The sequence below is a fragment of the Nocardia sp. NPDC050406 genome, from assembly GCF_044459025.1.
Taxonomy (GTDB): Bacteria; Actinomycetota; Actinomycetes; order Mycobacteriales; family Mycobacteriaceae; genus Nocardia.
In genome coordinates this window covers 179,611-203,896 of sequence record NZ_JBITIM010000001.1, presented here as the reverse complement: position 1 = coordinate 203,896, position 24,286 = coordinate 179,611, and the positions used below count along the sequence as shown (strand labels likewise).

Sequence of the window (24,286 nt, the reverse complement as noted above, 5' to 3'; positions counted from 1 at the left end):
CGCACGCGTGGCCGCGTCGCTCGAACCCTACCGTGTCGAGCGGGCGGCGAGGAGGCCGCCGAGGTCACTCACCGTCAGTCCGATGAGCGAGTCGCGGAAGGCCCGGCCCGGAGCCTCAGGGACTGGAATCTCGCACGGCACCACGAGCACCGCGCAGCCCGCGGCCTCGGCGGCGAGCGCGCCGGTGGGCGAATCCTCGATGGCCACACAGTGTTCCGGGGCCGCGCCGAGCAGTTCGGCGGCGCGGCGGTAGATATCGGGGGCGGGTTTGCCCTGCGGCACTTCGTCGGCGCAGACGGAGGCCTGGAAGTGCTGGCGGCCCAGCGTATCCAGCCCGAATTCGGTCAGCGAGCGCTTGGTATTGGTGACCAGCGCCATCGGGATCTCGGCACGGTGCAGCAGGGCGAGGGTGTCCTGTGCGCCTGGCCGCCAAGGGATCTCGCCGGTGGTGAACAGCTCGGTGACGCGGCGTTCGAGGAAGGCGGCGGCGTAGCGCAGCGCCTCGGGGGTGGGGTCGAGGCCCAGGCCGTTGAACAGGATGCGCAGCGCGTTGGGCCCGGACGCGCCGATCAGGGCGTGCCGGATGGCATCGGTCATCTCGCGGCCCAGATCGGCCGCGAGTTCCCGTACCGCCAGGTCCCAGAGCTTCTCCGAGTCCAGCAGGGTGCCGTCCATATCCCAGAGGACGGCGGCCGGGCGGGTCATCGGATAGCGCTCCTTCGTGGTCATAGGCCCGACGCGGTGATGAGCATCCGGCCGGTGCTGGAATCCACCTGGATCCAGCGGTTCTCGCTGGAGGTGGAGCCGTTCTTCAGGGTGTAGGTGAGCGAGACGACGGCCCGGTTGTCGCCCTGCGGGGTGACCGCGCCGACGCGCACGGCGGAGATCGTGCCCCAGAACTGGGCATAGGAGTTGTAGCCACCGGTCGCGGCCTGATACGACGGCGACAGCATGCCCCACGCGCCGCTGACATTGCCGGGCAGCATGCCGTAGTAGCCGTGCACGAACGAGGTGACATTGCCGGGATTCGGTGGGGCCGGGGTGGTGGGCGGCGCCGTCGTGGTGGTCGGCGGCGGGGTGGTCGTGGTGCTGCTGGGCGCGGCACTGGTCGAGGTCGGCGGTGCGGTGCTGGGCCGCCCGGTGTCCACGGGGGCTTGGGCGACAGCCGAACTCGGCGGGGTGTTGGGGTCGCCGGGCGGCGGCGCGACCACCGAGGTGCCGGTGGCATCCTGTTTCGGCTCGCCGCCACCGCGATTCATCGCCGTGGCGATGACCACCGAGACCAGCAGTACGGCGGCCACGCCGACGGCGATCAGTGCCAGCCGCCGGTTGCGATCCTTGTCACCTTGTCCCCCACCGGAATTCGGCGGGATCGGGGTGCTCGGCGTGCGCGCCGCGCTCATATCGACGTGCCGGGTGGCGTCGTCGGCATTGCCGACCGGAACGGTGCCGCGCGACTTCGACAGCACGGTGGTCTGCGCCGAGGTGTCCGCGGCGGCGGCCGCGGCCGCGGGCGGCAGGATCTTGGTCGGCGAGTGGACCAGCGGCGCGCTGCGCCCCTCGGCCACCGCCTGCAGGGCTTCCTGCGCCTGCTTCATGGTGGGCCGGGTGGTGGCGTCGGCGTCGAGCAGTTCGGTCAGCACCGGTCCGAGCGGTCCGGCCCGGCGCGGTTCGGGCACCTGTGCCCGCGCCACCGAATGCAGCACCGCGAGGGGGTTGTCGCCCTCCCCGAACGGCGGCGCACCCTCCACGGCCGCGTAGAGGGTGGAGCCGAGCGCGAAGACGTCCGAGGGCGGTTCGGGGTTCTCGCCGCGGGCCACCTCGGGCGAGAGGTAGGCGGGCGTTCCGGCCAGGAATCCGGTCGAGGTGACGGTCACATCGCCGACGGCGCGCGAGATGCCGAAGTCGGTGATCTTCACGGTGCCGTCGTCGGCGACGAGGATATTGGCGGGTTTCACATCGCGGTGCACGATTCCGGCGTCATGGGCGGCGGCCAGTGCAGCGGCCACCTTGGCCCCGATGCGGGCGACCTCGGTGGGCGGCAGATGCCCCTTCTCGCGCATGAGCGCGGCGAGGCTGGGCGCGTTGACGTACTCCATGACCAGCCAGGGCTGGCCGTCCTCCTCCGCGACGTCGAAGACGGTGACGGCGTTGACGTGGTGCAGCCGCGCGGCGATGCGCCCCTCCCTCATGGCCCGCATCCGCGCCTCGATGGCCTGGGACCGGGACAGGCCCGGCCCCAGGATCAGCTGTTTGACCGCGACCGTGCGCCGCAATCGCACATCGGTCGCACGCCACACGACTCCCATCGCACCCGTGCCGATCGGATCCCCGAGCCGATATCGTCCTGCAATCAGCCGGTCTGTCGTCATGTGGTTGTACCCCTCCTGCTGGCATCACGCCGAGCCCACCCTGCAACTCTGCGCGATAGCCCGGAAAACTCTGAAAATCCTATGCGTTGAAGTACTTCGCCTCCGGGTGCAGCAGTACGAACGCATCCGTCGACTGCTCCGGATGCAATTGCAGCTCCTCCGACAGCGTCACTCCGATTCGGCCCGCTTCCAGCAGATCCACCAGCTTGGCGCGGTCCTCGAGGTCCGGGCAGGCCCCGTAGCCGAAGGAGTAACGTGCTCCACGGTATCCGAGTTTGAAGTAGTCCAGCACATCGGCGGGATCGGACTCGGCGACCGAATGTCCTTCCAGCACAAGCTCTTCCCGAATGCGACGATGCCAGTATTCGGCCATCGCCTCGGTGAGCTGCACACCGATGCCGTGCACCTCCAGGTAGTCGCGATAGTTGTTCTCCGCGAACAGCACGTTCGCGAAATCGGCGATGGGCTGGCCCATGGTGACGAGCTGGAACGGCAGCACATCCACCTGGCCGCGGGCGCGGGCGTCCTCGCGGGACCGAATGAAGTCGGCGATGCACAGGAAGCGGTCACGCTGCTGGCGCGGGAAGGTGAACCGATAGCGCTGCGGCGCATCGGGATTCGGCTCGGTGAGAACGATCACATCGTCGCCCTCCGACACCGCGGGGAAGTACCCGTAGACCAGTGCCGCGTGCTGTAGGACACCCTCGGCGGTGAGCCGGTCGAGCCAATACCGCAGGCGCGGACGGCCTTCGGTCTCCACCAGCTCCTCGTAGGTCGGCCCGTCCCCGGCGCGCTGGCCGCGCAGACCCCACTGGCCCAGGAACAGCGCCCGCTCGTCCAGGAGACCCGAATACTCCTGCACCGACAGGCCCTTCACCACGCGGGTGCCCCAGAACGGCGGCACCGCGACGGGCAGGTCGGCGGCCACATCCGAGCGCGCGGGCACCTCGATCGGCACCTCCTTGGCGCGTCGCTCCTCGGCGATGCGCTTGGAGCGTTCGTGGCGGGCCTTGCGTTCGGCGGCCTTCTCGCGTTCGGCGATGGCCTCGGGGCTGTCGGGATCCAGGCCGCCGCCGCGCTTGCGGGTCATGATCTCGTCCATGAGCCGCAGGCCCTCGAAGGCGTCGCGGGCGTAGTGCACATCGCCCTCGTACACCTCGGTGAGGTCGTTCTCCACGTAGGCGCGGGTGAGCGCGGCGCCGCCGAGCAGGACCGGGAACTGTTCGGCTACGCCCTTGGTGTTGAGCTCCTGGAGGTTCTCCTTCATGACCACGGTGGATTTCACCAGCAGTCCGGACATGCCGATGACATCGGCCTTCTTGTCCACGGCGGCGTCGAGAATGCTCGAAATCGGTTGTTTGATACCGAGATTCACGACTTCGTAGCCGTTGTTGGACAGGATGATGTCCACCAGGTTCTTGCCGATGTCGTGCACATCCCCCTTGACGGTGGCCAGCACGATACGGCCCTTACCGCTGTCGTCGGTGGCCTCCATATGCGGTTCCAGGTGCGCGACAGCGGTTTTCATGGTCTCGGCCGATTGCAGCACGAACGGCAGCTGCATCTGTCCGGAGCCGAAGAGCTCACCGACGGTCTTCATGCCCGACAGCAGTGTCTCGTTGATGATCTGCAGCGGCGGCACCTGTTTCATGGCCTCATCGAGGTCGGCCTCCATCCCGGCCTTCTCACCGTCGACGATGCGCCGCTCCAGGCGCTCGAACAGCGGCAGCGCCGCGAGCTCCTCGGCCCGAGAGGCCTTGGACGAGGAGGCGGTGACGCCCTCGAACAGGCTCATGAGCTTCTGCAGCGGATCGTAATCCTCGGCGCGCCGGTCGTAGACCAGGTCGAGGGCGGTCTCGCGCTGCTCCTCCGGAATCCGGCTCATGGGCAGGATCTTGGAGGCGTGCACGATGGCGGAATCCAGTCCGGCCTCGACACATTCGTTCATGAAGACCGAGTTGAGCACCTGCCGCGCGGCGGCGTTGAGGCCGAAGGAGATATTCGAAAGACCCAGTGTGGTCTGCACATTCGGGTGCCGACGCTTGAGTTCACGGATGGCCTCGATGGTTTCGATGCCGTCGCGGCGCGACTCCTCCTGCCCGGTGCCGAGGGTGAAGGTGAGCGTATCGATGATGATGTCGCTCTCCAACAGGCCCCAATTGCCGGTGATATCGGCGATGAGCCGCTCGGCGATCTCCACCTTCTTCTCGGCGGTGCGTGCCTGGCCCTCTTCGTCGATGGTCAGCGCCACCACCGCGGCGCCGTGTTCGGCGACCAGCTTCATGGTCTGCTGGAACCGCGACTCCGGGCCGTCGCCGTCCTCGTAGTTCACCGAGTTGACCGCGCAACGCCCGCCCAGATGCTCCAAACCGGCTTGCAGTACCGGGGTTTCGGTGGAGTCGAGCATGATCGGCAGGGTGGAGGCGGTGGCCAGGCGCGAGGCCAGCTCCCGCATATCCTTGGTGCCGTCGCGGCCCACGTAGTCCACGCACAGGTCGAGCATGTGCGCGCCATCGCGGGTCTGGTCCTTGGCGATGTCCAGGCACTTCTGCCAGTCCTCGGCCAGCATGGCCTCACGGAAGGCCTTGGAGCCGTTGGCATTCGTGCGCTCGCCGATCATGAGCACCGAGGCGTCCTGCTCGAACGGCACCGAGGTGTATATAGAGGACACACTCGGCTCGTGTTCGGGCGTGCGCTGGGCGGGCTGGACCTCGCGCACCGCCTCGGCGACCTGGCGAATGTGCTCGGGCGTGGTGCCGCAGCAGCCGCCGACCAGTGCCAGCCCGAATTCGGAGACGAACTGCCGCATGGAGACGGCCAGCTCCTCCGGTGTCAGCGGGTACTCCGCGCCCTTGGAGCCGAGCACCGGCAGACCGGCGTTCGGCATCACCGAGACCGGCAGATTCGCGTGCTTGGACAGATGCCGCAGATGCTCGCTCATCTCGTCCGGGCCGGTGGCGCAGTTCAGGCCGATCATGTCGATACCGAGCGGCTCGATGGCCGTCAGCGCCGCGCCGATCTCGGAGCCGACCAGCATGGTGCCGGTGGTCTCCATGGTCACGTGCGTGATGATCGGAATCCGGCGGCCCGCCCGCGCCATGGCGTGCTGGCTGCCGACAATGGCGGCCTTCACCTGCAGCAGGTCCTGGCAGGTCTCGATGAGAATGGCGTCCGCGCCGCCGTCGAGCATGCCCAGCGCGGCCTCGGTGTAGGCGTCGCGCAGCGAGGCGTAGGGAGCGTGGCCCAGGGTCGGCAGTTTGGTGCCCGGACCCATGGAGCCCAGGACGTAGCGCGGGGTGCCATCGGCGGAGAGGCCCATCTCGTCGGCGACCTCGCGGGCCAGCCGGGTGCCGCGTTCGGACAGATCGCGAATGCGATCGGCGATGTCGTAGTCGGCGAGGTTGGGCAGATTGCAGCCGAAAGTATTGGTCTCGACGGCGTCGGCACCGGCCTCGTAGTAGGCGCGGTGAATGCTGCGCAGCACGTCAGGACGGGTTTCGTTGAGGATCTCGTTACAGCCCTCGAGCCCCCGGAAGTCGTCCAGGGATAAGTCCGCGGCCTGCAGCATGGTGCCCATCGCACCGTCGCCGATCACGACACGCTTGCTGAGCGTGGCGAGTAGGGTGGTGTCGAACTCGGCGCGGGGGGACACAGACATGTACTCAAGAGTAGTGGGCGCTCCCGACAATCCGGGCCTCGGTGCGGCCTGTCCACGGAGTGGGATGCGGCGTGTCGGACGCGTTGCGCGTCAATGGCGCGTCAGGTGGGCGTACGCCGTAGGCTGACCGAGTGAACGCCAGTGAACCCACGGTGCCAACCGAGTCGGACCTCCCCACCTTGCGGGATCCCATCCTCGTCGCGGCTTTCGAAGGCTGGAACGACGCCGCCGATGCCGCGAGTGGCGCGGTCGAGCACCTCGAATTGATCTGGGACGCGCAGCCGCTGGCCGAACTCGATTCCGAGGACTATTACGACTATCAGGTGAACCGTCCGACCGTCCGTCAGGTCGACGGTGTCACCCGTGAGATCCAGTGGCCGTCGGCCATGCTCTCGGTCTGTTCCCCGCCCGGCAGCGACCGCGATGTGGTGCTGCTGCGCGGTGTGGAACCGAATATGCGGTGGCGCAGTTTCTGTGACGACATTCTCGAATTCGTGGAACAGCTGAAGGTGTCCACGGTGGTGATTCTCGGCGCGTTGCTCGCCGACACCCCGCACACCCGGCCCGTTCCGGTGACCGGTACCGCGTACAACAAGGAAGCGGCGGAACGGTTCAACCTCGAACAGACCCGCTACGAGGGCCCGACCGGGATTACCGGCGTGCTGCAGGACGCCTGTGTCAAGGCGGGTGTCCCGGCGGTGTCGTTCTGGGCGGCGGTGCCGCACTACGTCTCGCAGCCGCCCAATCCGAAGGCGGTCATCGCGCTGCTGCACCGCGTCGAGGATGTGCTCGATGTGGAGGTTCCGCTCAGCGGGCTGCCCAAGCAGGCCGAGGACTGGGAGTCCACGGTCAACGAAATGACCTCGGGCGATGAGGAAATCGCGGAGTACGTGCGCTCGTTGGAGGAGCGTGGCGATGCCGAGGTGGATCTCAACGACGCCATGGCCAAGATCGACGGCGATGCCATTGCCGCCGAATTCGAGAAGTACCTGCGTCGACGCGGGCGCGGGAAGTTCGGTCTGTGAGCGGAGTTCGGCGCTACGACAGCGGGCCGTAGCGCCGGAACGAAGTTAGGGCACCTTTAGAATCGCTGGATGAGCCCACCCCGGATCGTCGCGCACCTGCGGGGCTTCGGCGAGCGGGTCGCGGTGATCCACGACGGTGCCGAAGTGCGGTACGCGCGGCTGGCCGATCTCGTCGCGGCGTCCGCGCGGCGGCTCGGCACCGGGCGGCGGCTGGTCGCGGTCGCCGCCCGCAACGACATCGATTCGCTCGTCGCGTATCTCGGCGCGCTCGAGGCCGGGTGCGTCGTGTTGCTCACCGGGACGGTCACCGAGGAGCTCGTCGCGACCTACGATCCGGATGTCGTGATCGACGGTGGCTCGCCGCCTCGGGTGCGGCGCGGCGGGTCGGCGCACACCCTGCATCCGGAATTGGCGCTACTGCTGAGCACTTCCGGCTCCACGGGGTCGCCGAAACTGGTACGGCTGTCGTATCGCAATGTGCTGTCCAATGCGACGGCCATCGCCGAGTATCTCGAGATCGACGAGAACGACCGGGCGGCTACGACTTTGCCGTTGTTCTACTGCTACGGGCTGTCGGTGGTGCACAGCCATCTGCTGTGTGGGGCCAGCCTGCTGCTGACCGACCGGTCGGTGCTCGAGCCCGAGTTCTGGCACGAATTCCAGGAGCATCGCGCCACCTCCTTCGCCGCGGTGCCCTACACCTTCGACCTGCTCGACCGCGTGGGTTTCGAGCGAATGTCCTTGCCACACCTGCGCTATGTGACGCAGGCCGGTGGCAGGCTCGCGCCCGACCACGTCCGGCACTACGCGCGGCTGAGCGAGCGCTCCGGGTGGCGCTTCTACGTCATGTACGGCCAGACCGAGGCAACCGCCCGAATGGCCTATCTGCCACCGTCTCTGGCCGCCACGCATCCCGACTGCATCGGAATCCCCATCCCGGGTGGGTCTTTCACCCTGGAGCCGGTCGACGAGGGCGACGAACTGGTTTACCACGGCCCCAACGTGATGATGGGCTACGCCCACACCCCCACCGACCTCGCCCAGGGACCAACACTGACACACCTGCGCACCGGCGACCTCGCCTGCCGCACCGACGACGGCCTGTACCGAGTGACGGGCCGCCGCAACCGCTACGCCAAGATCTTCGGCCTCCGCATAGACCTACAACGCATCGAATCCGGCCTGGCCACAGCCGGATACACGGCCTGCTGCACCGACGACGACGAAACCCTCGTGGTCGCGATCGAGGCCAGCACCCACCCAGCCGACGCGGAATGGAACCCCAGACCGTCGCCCCAACCCCGCCCTTCGCCACCAAGAGTCAACGGTCACAACACCTCCGACACAAGCGGCCTGCCCACCCCTCCGCCGACGAGACCCGCCAGTCACGATGCCTCCACCGCGACTGACGTGCCCACGGCTTCGCCAACGCACGTCGATGGCCACCGTGCCCCCAGCACGAACGGCCTACCCGTTCATTCGCCCACGCGCGTCGACAGTGCCGATACTCCCCGCGCGAACGGTCTACCCACTCCGTCGCCGACACGCGTCGACAGTCCCGGTGCCCCCGGGGCGAGCGGCCTGCCTAACCCTTCGCCAACGCACGCCAACGGTCACGGCGCCTCCAGCGCGAGCGGCCTACTTGCTCCTTGGCCAACGCGCGTCGACGGTCCTGGCGCTCCTGACGCAAGCGGTCTACCCGCTCCTTCACCGACACGCGTCGACAATCACGGCGCTCCGGAATCGAGTGGCCTGCCCGCTCCTTCACCAACGCACGTCGACAGTCACGGCGCTCCCGAAACGAGCGGCCTGCCCGCTCCTTCACAGACACGCGGCGGCAGTCACGATGCTCCAGGCGCGAGCGGTAAACCTGCCCCTTCACGCGTCGAAAGTCATGTCGCCTCCGGCTGGGGCGGCCTGCTCGTGCATGTGCTCGCCGACTTCCGGGCACGCTGTGCGGACCGTGGTCGCGCGGTGCTGTCGCCGCGATCGGGCGGGCCGGGTGCGCGATGTCGATCTGGAATCGCCGTGGCGCGGGAGGTGGCGCGGCTGTCCGGGCTGCCCGTGTCGGCGGTTCGGGTGTGTGTGGTGGCCTCGATTCCTCGGCTGCCCAATGGGAAACCGGACTATCCGGCCATTCGGCGGTTATCGGGTGTGCGGGAGGTGCAGACCGCCGATGTGCGCGCGCTTTTCGGTCAGGCGCTCGGGATCGATGCGCGGAGTATCGGCGGCAGTGCCACTTTCGCGGACCTCGGTGGCGATTCGCTTACCTACGTGGGGCTTTCGATGCGGCTGGAGCATGCGCTCGGGCAGCTGCCGGTGCAGTGGCCGACCATGACGGTCGCCGAACTCGAGGCTCTCCCCCGGCGGCACCATCGATTCGGGCGGTCGGTGGATACCGGAACCTTGTTGCGGGCGCTCGCCATCGTCGCCGTAGTCGGTTCGCATATCGGACTTTTCGTACTGTGGGGCGGCGCGCATGTGCTGCTCGCCGTGGCCGGATTCAATTTCGCGCGGTTCGCCGTCACCGCCGCACCGGCCGCGGCGCGGCTGCGGCGGACGCTGCGCAGCGTGGCGTTCATCGCCGTGCCGACCGCCCTGTGGGTGCTCGCCACGCTGCCGTTCGGTGATTACTACGGCTGGCAGAATGTGTTGTTGCTCAACAAGATTCTCGGGCCGCACGACAGCCCCACGGCGGGGCACCTCTGGTTCGTCGAGGTACTGGTGTACCTGGTGCTCGCCGCGGCGCTGCTGCTGCGCTTGCCCGTTGCCGACCGGTTGGAACGGTTGTCGCCCTTCTGGTTCGCGAGCGGGCTGCTCGCGCTCAGCCTGATTTTTCGCTACCGGTCGTTCGACTTGTATGCGCCGCAGGATGTTCCGTTCTCGCCGTTGGTCTGCTGGTTCTTCCTGCTGGGCTGGGCGGCGGCCAAGGCCACGACGGCCTGGCACCGCCTGCTGCTCAGCATCCTGGCGGTGGCGGACATTCCGGGCTACTTCAACGAAACCGACCGGGAGCTAATGATTCTCGCCGGAATCCTGCTGCTCGTCTGGTTGCCCTCGGTGCGGATGCCCGCGCTGCTCGCCGGGCCGGTGGCCCTGGTGGCGGATGCCGCGCTGTTCACCTACCTACTGCACTGGCAGGTGTATCCGCTGTTCGGACAACATCATCTGCTCGCCCTGATGGGTTCGCTGGCGGCCGGGATGGCCGCCGCGAAGGTCATGGCGTGGGCACGAGCAGCCGTGGCGAGTGCGCCGGGCTCAGCAGGCCCTGTCGACGGCCCAAATCTGAGCCTCCGCCTCCTGGGCCAATTTCGCGATCAGGATATCTCGCGGAATCGTCTGGCCAGCAAGGTGATCGAGTGACGGCACCACGACATGGTGGGCATCAGCACGCTTGAGTTCGGCGGTCAGCTCCGCGAATGCGGTGCCGTCGCCGGGGGTCGATTCATGGAACGTCGCGGCGAAGCAGAAACCCGCTGAGCTTGCCAGGCTGCACATGGCGTCCTCGAGCTCAGCACTGCGGCCATCTGCCAGATCGTCACGCACGTACCCATAGATCAACGCTTCCACCCGAACCTCCGTTGGATTGGGGATCTCGCTGTTCTGTTGTGTGCCCACTACGAACTATGGCGTTCTCGCGAATGCAATTGCAGATGTCAACCCACTGACATTCGAATGCCCTATCCGGGTCCACGCCGGGTTAACTGGTGAGATACTACAGACGTGTCCGCTTGCGACGATCGCCCCGTCTGGGCAGTCAGAATGCGTGCCGAACGCGATGCCCGGGGGTGGTCACAGGCCGATGCGGTAAGAGCGATGCGGGCCAAGTCGAGCCACAACCTCCCTACCGATTCGACCCTTTTGCGCAACTGGCGCCGATGGGAATCGGGCGAATCGCGGCCCGACGACTTCTACGCGCCGATCATCGCGGCCTCCTTCGATACCGTGACGGCGGCGTTTTTTCCCAAGTCACGGCCCAACCGCGACGATGAGATGCTCTCCGCCACCGGCATGGACACCCTGGAGTTCATCGGACGGCTGCGCATGTCCGATGTGTCGGGCTCCACGCTGGACGCCATTCGCATCACGGCCGACCGGCTGTGTTCGGAGTATCCCTACACCGATCCGCACGAGCTGCACGCGGAGGGCACGGCGTGGTTGCGGCGAATTACCTCGCTACTGGACGGTCGCCTTACTCTTGCGCAGCATCGCGAGGTACTCGTCCTGGCCGGATGGGTTGCCCTACTGGTCGGTTGCGTTGATTACGACCTGGGGTGGCGCACCGCCGCCGAGGCGACCCGGCGGGCGGGGCTGTCGTTGGGCCAAGAGGCCGACCACGCCGAAATCATCGGCTGGGGAGCGGAAATGGCGGCCTGGTTCGCCCTCACCCAGGGCAATTACCGCGGGGCCATCGATACGGCCGCGGCGGCCATGAGCTCCATCGGCGATCTCGGTGTCGGCGTGCAGCTCTCGGCCCAACGGGCCAAGGCGTGGGCCCGCATCGGCGACCGCCGCGAGGTGGAAACCGCTCTCGCCCAAGGCCGCTCGATACTCGACAAACTCGGCCATCCGGCCAATCTGGACAATCACTTCGTGGTGGATCCGCAGAAGTTCGACTTCTATGCCATGGACTGCTGCCGCGTCGCGGGCGACGACCGCCTCGCCGAAACCTATGCCCGGCAAGTGATCCGCAACTCCACCGCCCCCGACGGCACCATCCGCAAACCCATGCGGGTCTCCGAGGCCCACCTCACCCTGGCGGTGGTGGCCGTGCGCGACCGCAACCTCGAACTCGCCGTGGACGAGGGTATCCAGGCCCTCTCCGGCAAACGCCGCTCGCTGCCGTCGCTCATGTGGATCGCGGGCGAAGCGGCCCGCGAAATGATCGAACGCTACCCGGGAGACCCGCGCACCCGCTCCTACCTCGAACAGCTCCGCAGTCTCGCCGCCAGCTGACCGCGCCGCTTTCCGGCATCTCGGGCACAGGGGCGGGTAGGCCTACAGCTCGACCCGACCGCGACCGAGCCGGGCCGCTATCGAGCCAGTCGCGACAGCGCTCGCGAATGTTCAGGCGGACCACCGCAGGCATGGTTGGCCTGCTCCCGAGCCGGACACTTGCGTTCGGCCGGTCGTGACGTCGCGCTCGACTGCGGCCGAATCCAGCGTCTCGAGCGCCTCGACCCGCCCGGCGCAGCGAACCGTTCCGAGGGTTGGCTGCCGCCTCGTAATTGAAGTCCGCACCAGGCGGGCTGATCTCGTCCTGTTCTCCAGATCGCGCGCACCGGAGTAGCGCTCAGCCCCGGTAACGCGCTGGAGGCCGTGGCGAATGGTCGCGATGACGGTCGCGGCGATGAGCGGATGGCTGTGCGCACGAACGACTGATGCGTACTCGTGCGACGCTGCCCTTCGCCTCGCCCCTGTCTGAATCCCGCCGACGCGGCAACGTATACCACCGCGAATATCGCCGATCGGTCCGTCACTGCTGTGGCCGGGTTGGCGTCTCACCGCGCTCCCTAGGCTTCCTTCACAGGTGTCCCGGCCTGGCGTGCGGGTGACGAACCGACCCGTCGGTTCGTGGGCTGGGCGGGTTTCGTGTGGGCCGCGTGCCTGGGCTGCTGGCGCGGGTTCGGGGTTTACGCTCCCCCGCATGGACTTCAGCCTGTGGACCTGTGCTGGGCGGGGGCATGAGACGTACGCGCCGGAGGAAGTCGAGTTGGCGGAGCGGCTGCGGGTGGATACCGCGGCCGGGGAGGCGTGGCGGTGCCTGCGGTGCGGGGACTTCGTGATCGGGGAGCCGCGCGGGCGGGGGCGGGCCGACGACGCGCCGGAGGTGCCGCGCGGGCGGCTGCTGCGGGATCGGTACATCATGCGGCTGCTCGCGGTGGAGCGGGTGGGACGGGCCGTGGTGTTGGTGCTGTTGGCGGCCGGGGTGATGAAACTGCGTGGGTCGCAGGAGAAGTGGAAGGAGGCGTGGGAGCGGGAGTTGCCACTGTTGCAGCCGTTGGCCGATCAACTCGGGTGGAATCCGGACCACTCCAAACTGGTGCACTGGTTGGAGAAGGCGTTCACGCTGTCGTCGACCACCTTGACGTGGCTGATCGTGGCGCTGTTGGCGTATGCCGCGATTCAGGTCGTCGAGGCGGTTGGGCTGTGGCGGGTCGCGCGCTGGGGCGAGTACTTCGCGGTCATCGCCACGAGTATCTTTCTGCCACTGGAGATCTACGAGCTCACCGAGAAGGTGACGATCCTGCGGGTGGGCGCGCTGCTGGTGAATCTGGCGGCGATTGTCTGGCTGCTGTGGAGCAAGCGACTGTTCGGCCTGCATGGCGGCGCACGGGCCTACTACGCCGAACATCATTCCGAGAGCCTCATGACCGTGGAACGCGCGGCCGCGGAGGCGAACGCGTAAGGAATACGCCGCCCGATTCGGAGGTTGGCGCGCGTGTGACCGCCGCGCCCGAACCCGAAGCCCCGCCGACCCGAGGGGTCCGCCACGGCACCACCTCTCTGACGCGCGAGATCGCCGCACCCCCGCGGCGGGTATTCGCGCTGTTCGCCGATCCCGCCCTGCGCCAGCAGTGGTTTCGCATCCCCAGCGAACCCGGAAAGTCGCACTACGCCTTGGACTTCCGCGTCGGCGGCGGGGAGACCGGGGGCGGGGTGTTCGCCCCCATGGGCGAGGCGGAGCGCATCGAATACCGCTCCCGCTTCCTCGACATAGTCCCCGACACCCGCCTCGTCTACAGCTACGAGCTGTTCCTCAACGACCAACGCCGCACCATTGCCCAGGTGACGGTCGAACTCGCCCCGCAAGGCCCCGACCACACCCACCTGACCTACACCGAACAGTTCGTCCTGGTCGGCTTCGACGGCACCGGCGATCAGGACTTCGCCCACCAACGCGGCATGCTCCCCCTCATGCTCAACGGCCTCGAGGTGGTAGCCACCCACCGACCAGGTACTCACGGCGTGGCGCTCTCGCACAACGCCGCCACCAGTACCTGGTGATCATGAGGCACCCCCGCGAGGGGGAACTGGTGGCGGGGGGCTCTCGACGTTTGCCGCCACAGGTTCCCCCTGATCGGGCGTCCACCTTCGCGGAGCCAGGTGCGCCCGAGGCTGACTACGCCGAATTCGGACTTACCGCGCAATACGTCACGGCGGGTGTGGGGTTCGGCGGATTGTGGCGCGCCGAATGGTGGGCGCATTGGGGTGCGGGGGCGGGGCGGTATTAGTCTCTCCCCGGTGACCGAGACCGCTGCCGGATTGCTGCCCGACCCGCCCGGGGTCGGTGGAGGGGATCTGCCGCATGCCGATCGGCTCCGGCTGTTCTCCTTCGCGACCGCCGAGAAACGGGCCGACTACCTGTGGGTGTTGCGGGCCTTCGATACGGCGCGCGCCGCCTATGTGGTGCTGCTGCACGCCAGTGATGTGGTGGAGACGCTCGGGCGTTGCCCGGGCGCCCCGGGGCTCACCGCGACCGAGGTCGCTCCGCTGCTCGAGCAGTTGCACCAGTGGGGTGTGCTGGAGCGCAGTTACGACGGCACGCGCGCGGCGACGCTGGCCGAGTACCGGAACCGGCATTTCGTGTACCAGTTCTCGCAGGCCGGATACCAGGCGTATCGGGCGGTCTCGGATGTGCTCGACGCCCGACTCGACGAAGCGGCGTTGTCGCGCCTGGTACTGCCGGAACTGCTCGCCGATCTGCACACCCTGGCCGAGGCGAATCGAACCGGCGACGCGCCCCGCGTGTACCGGGTGCTCAACCGGCTCGACCGGGCGCTGTCGGATCTGGCGGACCGCGCCGCGCACTTCTATCTCACCCTCGGCGATCTCGTACGCACCACCGAGGTGACGCCCGAGGCGTTCCTGGTGCACAAGGACGCCCTGCTGGCGCATATGCGCGAATTCTCGATGGATCTGGCCCGCTTCGCGCCGCGCCTGGCCACCGCCATTCGCGAGGTCGAGGACACCGGCGTCGAGGAGCTCATCGAGCGCGCCGCCCGCTGCGACGAACGCGTTCTGCTCGATACCGCTGCGCGGCAAGCCGATTGGCGCGCGCGGTGGCAGGGGTTGCGCGGCTGGTTCCTGGTGCCCGCCGACGCCGAGAACGCGCTCACCGAATGCGAGCGCCTGCGCGAGGCCACCATGAGCGCCATCGCGGCGGTGCTGTCGCTGCTGCGCCGCGTCACCGAGACCCGCAAGGGCGGGGTGAGCCGCGAGTCCGCGCTGCGCCACCTGGCGGGCTGGTTCACCGCCACCCCGACCGTGGAGGCCGCGCACGCCCTCTACGACGCGGTCTTCGGCCTCGGCCGCCCCCGCCACCTGGCCATGCGCCACCCGGACGCGGATGTCATTCCGGCCATCCGATCCTGGTGGGACGCACCACCTTTGGAGATCGCCCGCACCCTCGCCGAGACGGGCCGCCCGCCCACACCGGGCGCGCCTGCCCGCCTGCAACGCAATGACGCCGGAATCCGCCGCCTGCGCGAAGCGCAACTCGACGCCCAGCGCGCCCGCGCCGAGGCCGCGCGGTCGCTGGCGGCGGCCGACCTCTACGAACGAGTCCTCGACGAGGGCGAAACCGAAGTGCTGCTGAAACTTCTGGATGCCGCGTCGACCGCGTGGGTGCCGGTGAGCGGTCGCGTCGGCGGCACCACCGGCACCGACAATGGCGTCACCCTCACGGTGAGCGAACACCAGGGCTCCACCATGGTGCGCACTTCGAAGGGCCTGCTCCACCTCAACAACCGCCGCCTCGAGGTCCGCGAGACAACCAAACGCCGTGGAGTGAAGAACAATACGGTCTCACCACGAGACACCGGGGAGTTGCGCGACTCCAGCCTGTCGCGCAACGCCGGAAAAGCCGTGGCGGGCGCAGCGCCGGGAGGTACCGGACCGGCGAGAACCGCAGCAGAAGACCCAGCGCCGAACAGTGTCGCGCCACAAGGTGCCACGCCGCCGAGGGCCGCGACCAAAAGCGCCGCACCGGAAGATGCCGCGCTGAATAGTGTTCCGTCGGAAGGCACACCGCCGCAGAGTGCCGCGGCAGAAAGCGCCGCGCCGAAGGGTGCTGGGGCAGAAAGCGCCGCGCCGAAGGGTGCTGGGGCAGAAAGCGCCGCGCCGAAGGGTGCTGCGTCGGAAAGCGCCACGCCGGAGGGTGCCGGGTACGGCGGCACGACCGGAATCTCTTCTCCGGCAACGCTGTCCGAGGCCGCTGGCGAGCCGGAGGTTCGCGACTGATGCACGCACGGTCGATCGACTCGCTCGCCCTGGACAGTTATCAGCGCGCGGCGCGGGTGGTGCTCGCCAATCACCTGATCACCCGCACCTATCCGGATCGCATTGCGCTGCCGTTGATTCGGCGGTGGGCGACCGAACTGCGCGAGGATCTCGCGGAGCTGTTCGGCTATCGCCTAGAGGTCACCGAGACCACGGCCCGATTGTTCCCTGTGCTCGACCATCTCGACGGCGGGCGGCCCGCGCGGACCGTCGCCGACCGCGTCTTCGACCGCCGCCGCTACGCCTATCTCGCGCTCGCGCTGGCCGCCTTGGGGCGCGCCGGGGACCAGATCACGCTGTCGGAGCTGGCCGAACAGGTCGCCGCCTACGCCGAACAGGTGGACGGCCTCGAACTCGCACCCGACCGCGCGGCCGACCGCGACGCCTTCGTCGATGCCGTGGGCTGGTTGGCGGCACGCGGCGCGGTGGCCCTCGCCGATGGCGACGCGGGCGGCTGGGCGGCGGATCCCGAAGCGGGAGAAGCGCTCTACGACATCGACCGGTCGGTGGTGTTCGCTTTGTTCCGGCCGTCACGCGCGCTCCAGCACTTGCACAGCGTCGAAGGTCTGCTCGGTGACGAGACGACCGCCTCCGATACCCGTTCGCCCGCAGCGGCTTTGGCGGCCCGCAGGGTGCGCCGCGCGCTGGTGGAGCTGCCGGTCGTGTACGCCGAGGACCTCGAGCCCGCCGACCGAACACTGCTCGCGCAGGAGAAGCTCGTCGCCGAGGTGGAGCTGCTCACCGGCCTGCAAGCCGAGCGCCGCGCCGAGGGTGTCGCCCTCATCGACAGCTCGGGTCGCCTGTCCGACATCCGTTTTCCGAGCACCGGCACCCTCGCCCAGGTGGCGCTGCTGCTCGCCGGGGAGATCGCCGACCTGGTCCTCGATATCGACAATCCGGTCGAGCGGCGGCCGCGCCCGGAGCGCCCGCTCACCGACCTGGTGGAACAGCTCGACAGCGCCATCCCGAGGAAGACGGTCTTCGCGCCGCTGTCGGACCCCGTCGACATCTTCGGCACGCACGAAGATATCGACGAGACGGTGGAGCAACCGGAGATCCTCGAGCACCCCTTCGTCGAGTCCTCGTGGATTCGAGAGACGGTGCGGGCGTTGACCGACCGCTACGGCGCGACCTTCGCCGCACAGTGGCAGGCCGATGTCCCCGGGCTCACCGCCGAGGTGGTGAGTCTGCTGGAACGACTGCGCCTGGTGGAGGTGATGGACGGCGGGCTGCTCATTCTGCCCGCCCTCGCCCGCTATCGCGGCGCGGTGGTGACCGTCCGCACCCGCGCCGAGACCGAACTCTTCGTGGCACCGACCGATGTGGGCGATCCGTGAGGACGTGAGAGCGGCTCCGACCCACAGCGGCAGATCCATTGCGCGGCAATCCGAAACAGAAGGGACCTGGTGACCCATGGCCGACCTCATTCACGGTGGAGTGCGATTCGTCCCCACCCGAGCGGGGATCGTCAACCTGTGGGACTACCGCGACCAGGAGTTCTGTTTCGCCGACGGGCGGCTGGTACTGCGCGGCCCCAACGGTTCCGGCAAGACCAAGGCGCTCGAGGTGCTGTTCCCGTTCGTCCTCGACGGCCGCATCGAACCCCGGCGGCTCAATCCCTTCGCCGGTGAAGAACGCACCATGAAGTCGAACCTGTTGTACCGCAAGCAGGAGTCGGCCTACTCGTATGTGTGGATGGAGTTCGCGCGCGGCCGCTGGGACGAGCCGGAGGTGGTGACCGTCGGCATCGGCATGCGCGCCACCCGCTCCTCCGACAAGGTCACCCGCTGGTACTTCGTCGCGGACGGCCGGGTGGGCGTGGACTTCTCGCTGCTCGACAAGGACGACCGCCCGCTCACCCGCAAACAGCTGGCCGAACAGATCGGCGGCGACGCCCTCTACGACCGGCCGGTGGAGTACCGCGCCGCCATCGACGCGCGCATGTTCGGCCTCGGCCAGCAGCGCTACGACCAGCTCATCAACCTCATCCTCACGCTGCGCCGCCCGCAGCTGGCGAAAAACCTCGATCCACGCGGACTTTCGCAGGCGCTCACCGATGGCCTGCGCCCGCTGGACGAGCAGCTCATCCTCGACGCGGCGCGCTCGTTCAGCGATATGGAGGAGGTCGGCCGCACCCTCGAGGGCCTTGTGCAGGCCGATACCGCCACCCGCGCCTTCGTCGGCGTGTACCGCAAATACCTTGCCGTGCAGGCGAAGACCGATATCGACCAGGTGCGCACCCGCCTCGACGCGGTGACCCACGCCGCCACCGCCCTGCACGCCGCCTCGGCCCTGCGGCAACGCCGCGACGCCGAACGCGCCGCCGCCGAAACCCGCGCCGACGATGCCGACCGCGCCTACGAACAGGCGCTCGCCGACCGCGAAACCCTCCAGCGCTCCAGCGCCTACGAGGGCAAACAGCAACTCGACGACCTCGCCGACGCCGTGCGCCGTCTGGAGACCTCTAGTGCCGTACACCGCGACAAGGCCACCAAGGCCAGCCAGACCGTCGACCAGCGCGCCGAGGAGTCCGAACGCGCCCAGGCCGCGGTCCGCAATGCCGCCTCGGCCTTGGCTCGCGGTGAGGACGAATTGCGTTCCGCCGCCGAGGAAGCCGGAATCGAATGGGCGGCGCTGCCCGAGCAGGCCCGCGCCGACCAGCTCACCACCACCGTCCGCAGCCACGCCGAGGAGCGCGACGCCGACGTCCGCGCCGTCCGCCGTGCCCTGACCCTGGTCGACACCGCCGCCACCGAACGCACCCGGGCGGAACGGGCTTCGCAACGCGCGGTGGAGCTGCGCGACGCCGCCGCGGCGGAGCTCGCCCAGGCCGAGGCCGCCGTCTCCCTCGCACGCTCCAATACCGCCGCCGCCCTGCATGATTGGTGGGACAACCACCGCGAGGTGTACTCCCCCGTCCGCGACGGACTGTTCGCGGCACTCAATGACGCGGTCGCCCACGCCGGGACCGAGCACGGCACCGCGCTCGCCCCGTCGATACCCGGCAAAGCGGCAAAGTCAGCGCGCGGCAAGGGTGGATCAGCCACGAGCGCAGCCGATTCGGAGACCGACGAGTCGGGTGCGGCCGTATCCGGCCATGCCGAAACCCCTGCCGCCACACCGGCGGAAGTCCTCGCGGAGTGGACCGAACCGCTCACCGAGGATATCCGCGCGCGCCGCCATCAGGCCCGCGCCCAGGCCGAGCAGGCCCAAGCCCAAGCCGCCGAGCTGCGCGCCGAACATGCACGGGTCGCGGCCGAACGCGATGACGCGCCTGCGGCTTTCGCGGCGCGCACCGATGACCGCTCCGGTCGACCCGGCGCGCCGCTGTGGCGATTGGTGCGCTTCGCCGACGGTGTCACACCGGAATCGGCGGCCGGTATCGAAGCGGCCTTGCAGGCGGCGAATCTGCTCGACGGGTGGGTGTGCGCGGAAACCGATCTGCCAGAACATCGTTCGGAACAGTTCCTGATCCCGCTGCCCGCGGCGCAGCGACCCTCCGGCCGCACGCTCGCCGATGTCCTGGTGGTCGAGGACGACACCGAATCTCTGTCGGTGCCACGGCAACTGGTCGCCGACGTGCTGGCCTCCATCGCCCTGCCCGATGCGGGCGCGGCGCACTTCACTGGCAAGTCCGGGAAGTCTGCCGACACACTGCCCGCACTGACCGCCGAGGGCGGGGTCGCCGTCGCCGACGACGGCCGGTACCGGCAGGGCGTGCAAGTCGGCCGCCACGTCAAGGCCGACGCCGAATTCATCGGCACCACGGCGCGGGCGCGTCGCCGCGAACTGCGGCTGGCGGAGCTGACCGAAGCCATCGAGGCGGCCGAGCAGGCCATCGAGACCGCACGGGCAGAGGAGGCGGCCGCCACCGCCGAGCTGGCCCGAATCTCCGCCGCCGCCAAGGCGCTTCCCCGCACCACCGCCGTCACCGCCGCACTGCGCGCGGTCTCCGAGGCGGCGGGCATGCTGCGCTCGCGCTCGGAGGCCGCCACCCAGACCGAGCGCGACCTCGACCAAGCGGTGGCGGAATTCTCCGCCGCCGACAAGAAGGTGCGGGCCATCGCGGCCGACCACCGCGCACCCCGTGACCCCGCGGAGCTGGATGCCCTCGCCGCCGCCGTACGGCACTTCGAGAATGCCGGGACCGCGCTGCTGCGGCTGCGCGGCGACCATCAGCGCGAGACCGAACGCGCCCGCGAAGCCAGCGACCGGCTGCTCGAATCCCGGGATCTGGCAGAGGCTTTCGCGGAGGAGGCCGAAGCCGCCAAGACCGGATACGACGAGCAGCTGCGCAAACTGGAGACGCTGCGCGAGGCCCTCGGTGCCGGTGCGGCCGATATCGACCGCGAACTCGAGACGGCGCGCGAACGCATCGACGCCGCCCGCGCCGAGCAGAAGGCGGCCCGCAAGGCAGCGCACGAGGCCATCGAGGGCGTCGGCAGCGCCGAGGGCGCGCACCGCGCCGCCCACGACGCCCTCGGTACCGCGCTCACCGAATTGCTCGCGGATGTGCGGACTCTCGCGCCCTACGCGCGCCCGGACCTGCTCACTTTGCTCGGTGCGTCACCCGAAAGCCGGTGGCCCAGTAGCGATGCCGCATGGTCGACCCCCGAGCAGCTGCTCTACCGCATCGAGAACGGCGAGCCCGAGCAGGTACCGCAGGTGCTGCCCGAGGAGGTCGCCGAACTCTTCGAGAATCTCGCCGCCGCGACGACTTCGGTGCGCGCGGGCGAGGCGGCCCGCAAATCCACCCGCAGTGCAGTCACGACCGCGCTGCAGGAGTTCGACGCCGCCCTCGCCGCCTCCCGCCAGGACTACCGCCTGCACTGGGATGCCGCCGACGGCCTCACCGTGGTGCAGGTGCACGACGATCACGGCCTGTCGTCGCTGGCCGACTTCTCCGAGCGTATCGCCGGGGCCCGCCGCGACCAGGAACTGCTGCTCACCGACTCCGAACGCCGCATTCTCGAGGACGCGCTGCTCACCGGACTCGCCCAGCAGATTCACGAACGCACCAGCGACGCACGCGATCTCATCGCCAAGATGGGGACCGAGATGAAGCAGCGCCGCATGTCCTCCGGCAATACGATCGGCGTGCACTGGGTCCTCGCCGATACGCTCTCCGAACCGGCGCGCGCGGTCTGCAAGATTCTCGACCGCGATTCCTCGGAGCTGACCGCCGACGAATTGTCCACCATCCGAGCGCATTTCGCCGCCGAGATCCGGGCCGCCCGCGCGGCCCACCCGGAGCGCTCCTTCCCCGAGATCCTCGCCGCCACCCTGGATTACCGCACCTGGCGGGTGTTCTCGTTCACCATCATCACCGCCGACGGCACCGAGGACCGCCTCACCGTGGCCCGCCACAGCGCCCTGTCGGGCGGCGAACAGTCGGTGTCGCTGCACCTTCCGCTCTTCGCCGCGGCACACGTCATGCTCGACTCCGCCGACCCCCAGGCCCCGCGCCTGCTCGCCCTGGACGAGGCCTTCGCCGGTGTCGACGACAACGGCCGCAGCGAATTGCTCGGCCTCTCCGTGCAATTCGACCTCGACCTGTTCATGACCGGCTACGACCTGTGGATCACCTACCCCCACGTCCCCGCCTGCGCCCACTACGACCTGGCGCACTCGGCCGCCGAGAACACCGTCAGCGGCACCCTGCTCGTCTGGGACTCCGGCGACCTGCTCGCCGAACACGACGGCACCGACCTCACCACCGCCCTCGGCTCCCCCAACCGCCGCCGCACACCGCATTCCATCGAGGGCGGCATCACCCTGGACGAGGCACTCCTCGCCGACGCGTGAAACACCCTGCCGTGGACGGACTTCCGGTCCGCCACGGCAGGGTCAGTAGTCCAAACGCTCCCCCGCCGCGTTCCAACTGCGCATCCGCGCGGTGCTGTAGTTGACGACGATCTCGTCCGAGAGATACTCCACCGACCCCACGAACGCACCGGGTTCACGCGGCTCGTCCCACTCGACGACGATCTGCGTGTTCGCCGCCAGCGGATACTCCATCCCGGACGGCTCGAACCGCAGCGTGACCGCGTGGTCGGGGGCGGTGACCACGACTCTCATACCGATCGGCTCGGCTCGCTGCCGACCGGCGCACGGTGGAGGAACTCCGCCAGTGGCGCGAGTTCGGGTACACCCTCGGCCTCGGTCAGCGCCGCTTCGAGAACGCGATCATGGGTCGGCTTGGCGCGCTCGTACAGCTCGCGCCCCTTCTCGGTGACCTCGGTGTAGATCCCGCGCCGATCATCCGGGCACAGCACGCGCACCAGCAGACCGCGGTCCTCGAGGCGATTCACCAGGCGGGTCGTGGCGCTCGGCGAGAGCGCGGCCGCACGAGCCAGCTGCGAGATGCGCATATGCCAGCCGTCCTGGCGCGAGAGTGCGTCGAGGACGGTGAACTCGACCACGGACAGTTCGTGCTCACGCACCAGCTCCCGCTCCAGCGCGGTCTCGATCAACCCGTGCAGCGCGGCGAGGATGCGCCAGCCCGTGGCCCGGACCTCGATCGCGTCATCGGCAATACCCATGCACCCATATTAGCGGCGACTTGCAATAGTCGGCGTGTGCAACTACTTTGATGCACACGCATTTAGTTGCACACGCGCTATATCGGCGCACGCTCACTCAGGGCGCGCGCTGGCACAGGAAGGGAAGCGTTGACATGCCGCTCGGTCTCATCGCCCTCGCGCTCGGGGGCTTCGGCATCGGACTCACGGAGTTCGTCATTGCCGGTCTGCTGTCGTCGGTCGCCGACGATATGGGCGTCTCGGTGCCCACGGCCGGGTACCTCATCTCCGGGTACGCGCTCGCGGTGGTGGTCGGCGCGCTCGCGCTCACCCCGATCGTGAATCGCTGGGAGTCCAAGCGGGCGCTGCAAGTGCTGATGGTGCTGTTCACGGTCGGCAATGCCGCCTCGGCGCTGGCTCCGGGCTATGCGGCCCTGCTCGGCGGGCGGGTGCTCGCGGCGCTCGCGCACGGCGCGTTCTTCGGCATCGGCGCGGTGCTCGCCTCCTCCCTCGTTTCGGCGGAGAAGAAGGCCGGTGCCATCTCGATCATGTTCGGCGGCTTGACCCTTGCCAATGTGCTCGGTGTTCCGCTGGGCACCATCATCGGGCAGCAGTGGGGGTGGCGCGCCACCTTCGCGGTCATCACCGTGGTCGGTGTGATCGCGCTCGCCGGGATCACCGCGCTGGTGCCCGCGACTCCCGCCGAGACCGCCGCGCGGCCCAGCCTGCGCACCGAACTCGCCGCGTTCCGCAATCGCCAGGTCTGGTACTCGCTGCTCATGACGGTGCTCGTCTTCGGCGGCATGTTCGGTGCGTTCATGTACATCGAACCGCTGCTGACCCGCGTGACCGGCTACTCCGACGGCGCGATCCCCTGGCTGCTGGTGCTCTTCGGCGTGGGCCTGTTCGCGGGCAATCTGGTCGGCGGGCGCTGGGCGGATCGGGGTCTCACCCGCACGCTGGTCGGGATGACCCTCGCTCTCGGCATCGCCCTGGTGGCCTTCGCGCTGTTGTCCGACAACAAGATCGCGTCCGCGGCGCTGCTGCTGGCCATGGGCTTCTTTGGTTTCGGCGCGACGCCCGGCCTGCAAATGCGCGTGCTCGACCATGCCGCCGAGGCCCCCACCATGGCCTCCTCGGCCAATATCGCCGCCTTCAATGTCGGCAATTTCCTGGGTGTCTGGCTCTCCGGCCTGGCCATCTCCGCTGGATTCGGGTGGGTCTCACCGCTGTGGGTGGGTGCGGGGTTCGCCGCGACCGGTCTGGTGGTGTTGCTGCTGGCTAGCCGCGGCGTCCGGGCCGTGGATGCCAGCGACGTCCGGTCGGCCGAACCGCAGCTGATCGCCTCCTGAGGCGCAGCGCACGCACACAGGACGCCCGGGCGGAACTCAGATCCGCTCGGGCGTCGCACTGGACGAGATGTGCTGA

At 68.8% G+C, this 24,286-nt stretch carries 13 protein-coding genes and 2 pseudogenes; 10 read left to right on the top strand and 5 right to left on the bottom strand.

All coding sequences use genetic code 11. From position 1 onward, the window contains the following. Positions 1 to 27 precede the first annotated feature (27 nt). The 3 genes from ACIBH2_RS00920 to metH all read right to left on the bottom strand — a co-directional run bounded on the left by ACIBH2_RS00920 (position 28) and on the right by metH (position 6,030). On the bottom strand, positions 28 to 729 hold the full coding sequence (locus tag ACIBH2_RS00920; RefSeq protein WP_397112013.1) for an HAD family hydrolase: 702 nt from the start codon (positions 727 to 729) through the stop codon (positions 28 to 30). Then, positions 726 to 2,372 carry a serine/threonine-protein kinase gene (locus tag ACIBH2_RS00915; RefSeq protein WP_397112011.1) on the bottom strand — a complete coding sequence of 549 codons (1,647 nt, stop codon included), beginning with the start codon at positions 2,370 to 2,372 and terminating at the stop codon, positions 726 to 728. Before ACIBH2_RS00915 ends, ACIBH2_RS00920 begins: the two co-directional genes overlap by 4 nt. Positions 2,373 to 2,451: 79 nt before the next feature. Then, entirely contained in the window at positions 2,452 to 6,030 is a 3,579-nt protein-coding gene (gene metH / locus ACIBH2_RS00910) for a methionine synthase (RefSeq protein WP_397112009.1), read from the bottom strand. Positions 6,031 to 6,161: 131 nt separating this feature from the next. Between metH and ACIBH2_RS00905 the strand changes: the two genes are divergently transcribed. The 9 genes and pseudogenes from ACIBH2_RS00905 to ACIBH2_RS00865 all read left to right on the top strand — a co-directional run bounded on the left by ACIBH2_RS00905 (position 6,162) and on the right by ACIBH2_RS00865 (position 22,142). Next, entirely contained in the window at positions 6,162 to 7,055 is an 894-nt protein-coding gene (locus ACIBH2_RS00905) for a PAC2 family protein (RefSeq protein ID WP_397112007.1), read from the top strand. A 69-nt stretch (positions 7,056 to 7,124) separates the two neighbouring features. Then, positions 7,125 to 8,309: pseudogene (locus tag ACIBH2_RS00900) on the top strand (AMP-binding protein); the annotation flags it as partial. Then, positions 8,289 to 10,418: a phosphopantetheine-binding protein gene (locus ACIBH2_RS00895; protein WP_397116737.1), complete on the top strand. Its 2,130-nt coding sequence runs from the start codon at positions 8,289 to 8,291 to the stop codon at positions 10,416 to 10,418. The pseudogene ACIBH2_RS00900 and the gene ACIBH2_RS00895, both read left to right, overlap by 21 nt. Before the next feature lie 498 nt (positions 10,419 to 10,916). Continuing rightward, positions 10,917 to 12,011 carry an XRE family transcriptional regulator gene (locus ACIBH2_RS00890; RefSeq protein ID WP_397112005.1) on the top strand — a complete coding sequence of 365 codons (1,095 nt, stop codon included), beginning with the start codon at positions 10,917 to 10,919 and terminating at the stop codon, positions 12,009 to 12,011. Positions 12,012 to 12,702: 691 nt separating this feature from the next. Next, complete coding sequence (locus tag ACIBH2_RS00885; protein WP_397112003.1) at positions 12,703 to 13,464, top strand: DUF2127 domain-containing protein; 762 nt, start codon at positions 12,703 to 12,705, stop codon at positions 13,462 to 13,464. Between the two features lie 35 nt (positions 13,465 to 13,499). Further along, on the top strand, positions 13,500 to 14,063 hold the full coding sequence (locus ACIBH2_RS00880) for an SRPBCC domain-containing protein (protein WP_397112001.1): 564 nt from the start codon (positions 13,500 to 13,502) through the stop codon (positions 14,061 to 14,063). Positions 14,064 to 14,321: 258 nt separating this feature from the next. Continuing rightward, positions 14,322 to 15,824 (top strand): annotated as a pseudogene (locus ACIBH2_RS00875) (TIGR02677 family protein); the annotation flags it as partial. 473 nt (positions 15,825 to 16,297) lie between these two features. Further along, positions 16,298 to 17,674 carry a TIGR02678 family protein gene (locus tag ACIBH2_RS00870; RefSeq protein WP_397111998.1) on the top strand — a complete coding sequence of 459 codons (1,377 nt, stop codon included), beginning with the start codon at positions 16,298 to 16,300 and terminating at the stop codon, positions 17,672 to 17,674. 76 nt (positions 17,675 to 17,750) lie between these two features. Continuing rightward, the gene (locus tag ACIBH2_RS00865; RefSeq protein ID WP_397111996.1) at positions 17,751 to 22,142 is read left to right on the top strand and encodes a TIGR02680 family protein; all 4,392 of its coding nucleotides are present in this window, start codon (positions 17,751 to 17,753) and stop codon (positions 22,140 to 22,142) included. Positions 22,143 to 22,184: 42 nt separating this feature from the next. On the opposite strand, the gene ACIBH2_RS00860 is transcribed toward ACIBH2_RS00865, so the two are convergent. After that, positions 22,185 to 22,415, bottom strand: coding sequence for a hypothetical protein (locus ACIBH2_RS00860; protein ID WP_397111994.1), 231 nt, complete (start codon positions 22,413 to 22,415; stop codon positions 22,185 to 22,187). After that, on the bottom strand, positions 22,412 to 22,879 hold the full coding sequence (locus ACIBH2_RS00855) for a MarR family winged helix-turn-helix transcriptional regulator (protein ID WP_397111992.1): 468 nt from the start codon (positions 22,877 to 22,879) through the stop codon (positions 22,412 to 22,414). Before ACIBH2_RS00855 ends, ACIBH2_RS00860 begins: the two co-directional genes overlap by 4 nt. A gap of 134 nt (positions 22,880 to 23,013) precedes the next feature. On the opposite strand from ACIBH2_RS00855, the gene ACIBH2_RS00850 reads away from it, so the two are divergent. Beyond that, positions 23,014 to 24,210 (top strand): MFS transporter, encoded by a 1,197-nt coding sequence (locus ACIBH2_RS00850; RefSeq protein WP_397111990.1) that lies wholly within the window; start codon positions 23,014 to 23,016, stop codon positions 24,208 to 24,210. Positions 24,211 to 24,286: the final 76 nt, after the last annotated feature.

What these genes read in the sequence shown, in the direction of transcription:
- ACIBH2_RS00920 (WP_397112013.1), bottom strand. Translation starts at nt 729, where the DNA reads ATGACCACGAAGGAGCGCTATCCGATGACCCGCCCGGCCGCCGTCCTC.
- ACIBH2_RS00915 (WP_397112011.1), bottom strand. Translation starts at nt 2,372, where the DNA reads ATGACGACAGACCGGCTGATTGCAGGACGATATCGGCTCGGGGATCCG.
- metH (WP_397112009.1), bottom strand. Translation starts at nt 6,030, where the DNA reads ATGTCTGTGTCCCCCCGCGCCGAGTTCGACACCACCCTACTCGCCACG.
- ACIBH2_RS00885 (WP_397112003.1), top strand. Translation starts at nt 12,703, where the DNA reads ATGGACTTCAGCCTGTGGACCTGTGCTGGGCGGGGGCATGAGACGTAC.
- ACIBH2_RS00870 (WP_397111998.1), top strand. Translation starts at nt 16,298, where the DNA reads ATGCACGCACGGTCGATCGACTCGCTCGCCCTGGACAGTTATCAGCGC.
- ACIBH2_RS00865 (WP_397111996.1), top strand. Translation starts at nt 17,751, where the DNA reads ATGGCCGACCTCATTCACGGTGGAGTGCGATTCGTCCCCACCCGAGCG.
- ACIBH2_RS00860 (WP_397111994.1), bottom strand. Translation starts at nt 22,415, where the DNA reads ATGAGAGTCGTGGTCACCGCCCCCGACCACGCGGTCACGCTGCGGTTC.
- ACIBH2_RS00855 (WP_397111992.1), bottom strand. Translation starts at nt 22,879, where the DNA reads ATGGGTATTGCCGATGACGCGATCGAGGTCCGGGCCACGGGCTGGCGC.
- ACIBH2_RS00850 (WP_397111990.1), top strand. Translation starts at nt 23,014, where the DNA reads ATGCCGCTCGGTCTCATCGCCCTCGCGCTCGGGGGCTTCGGCATCGGA.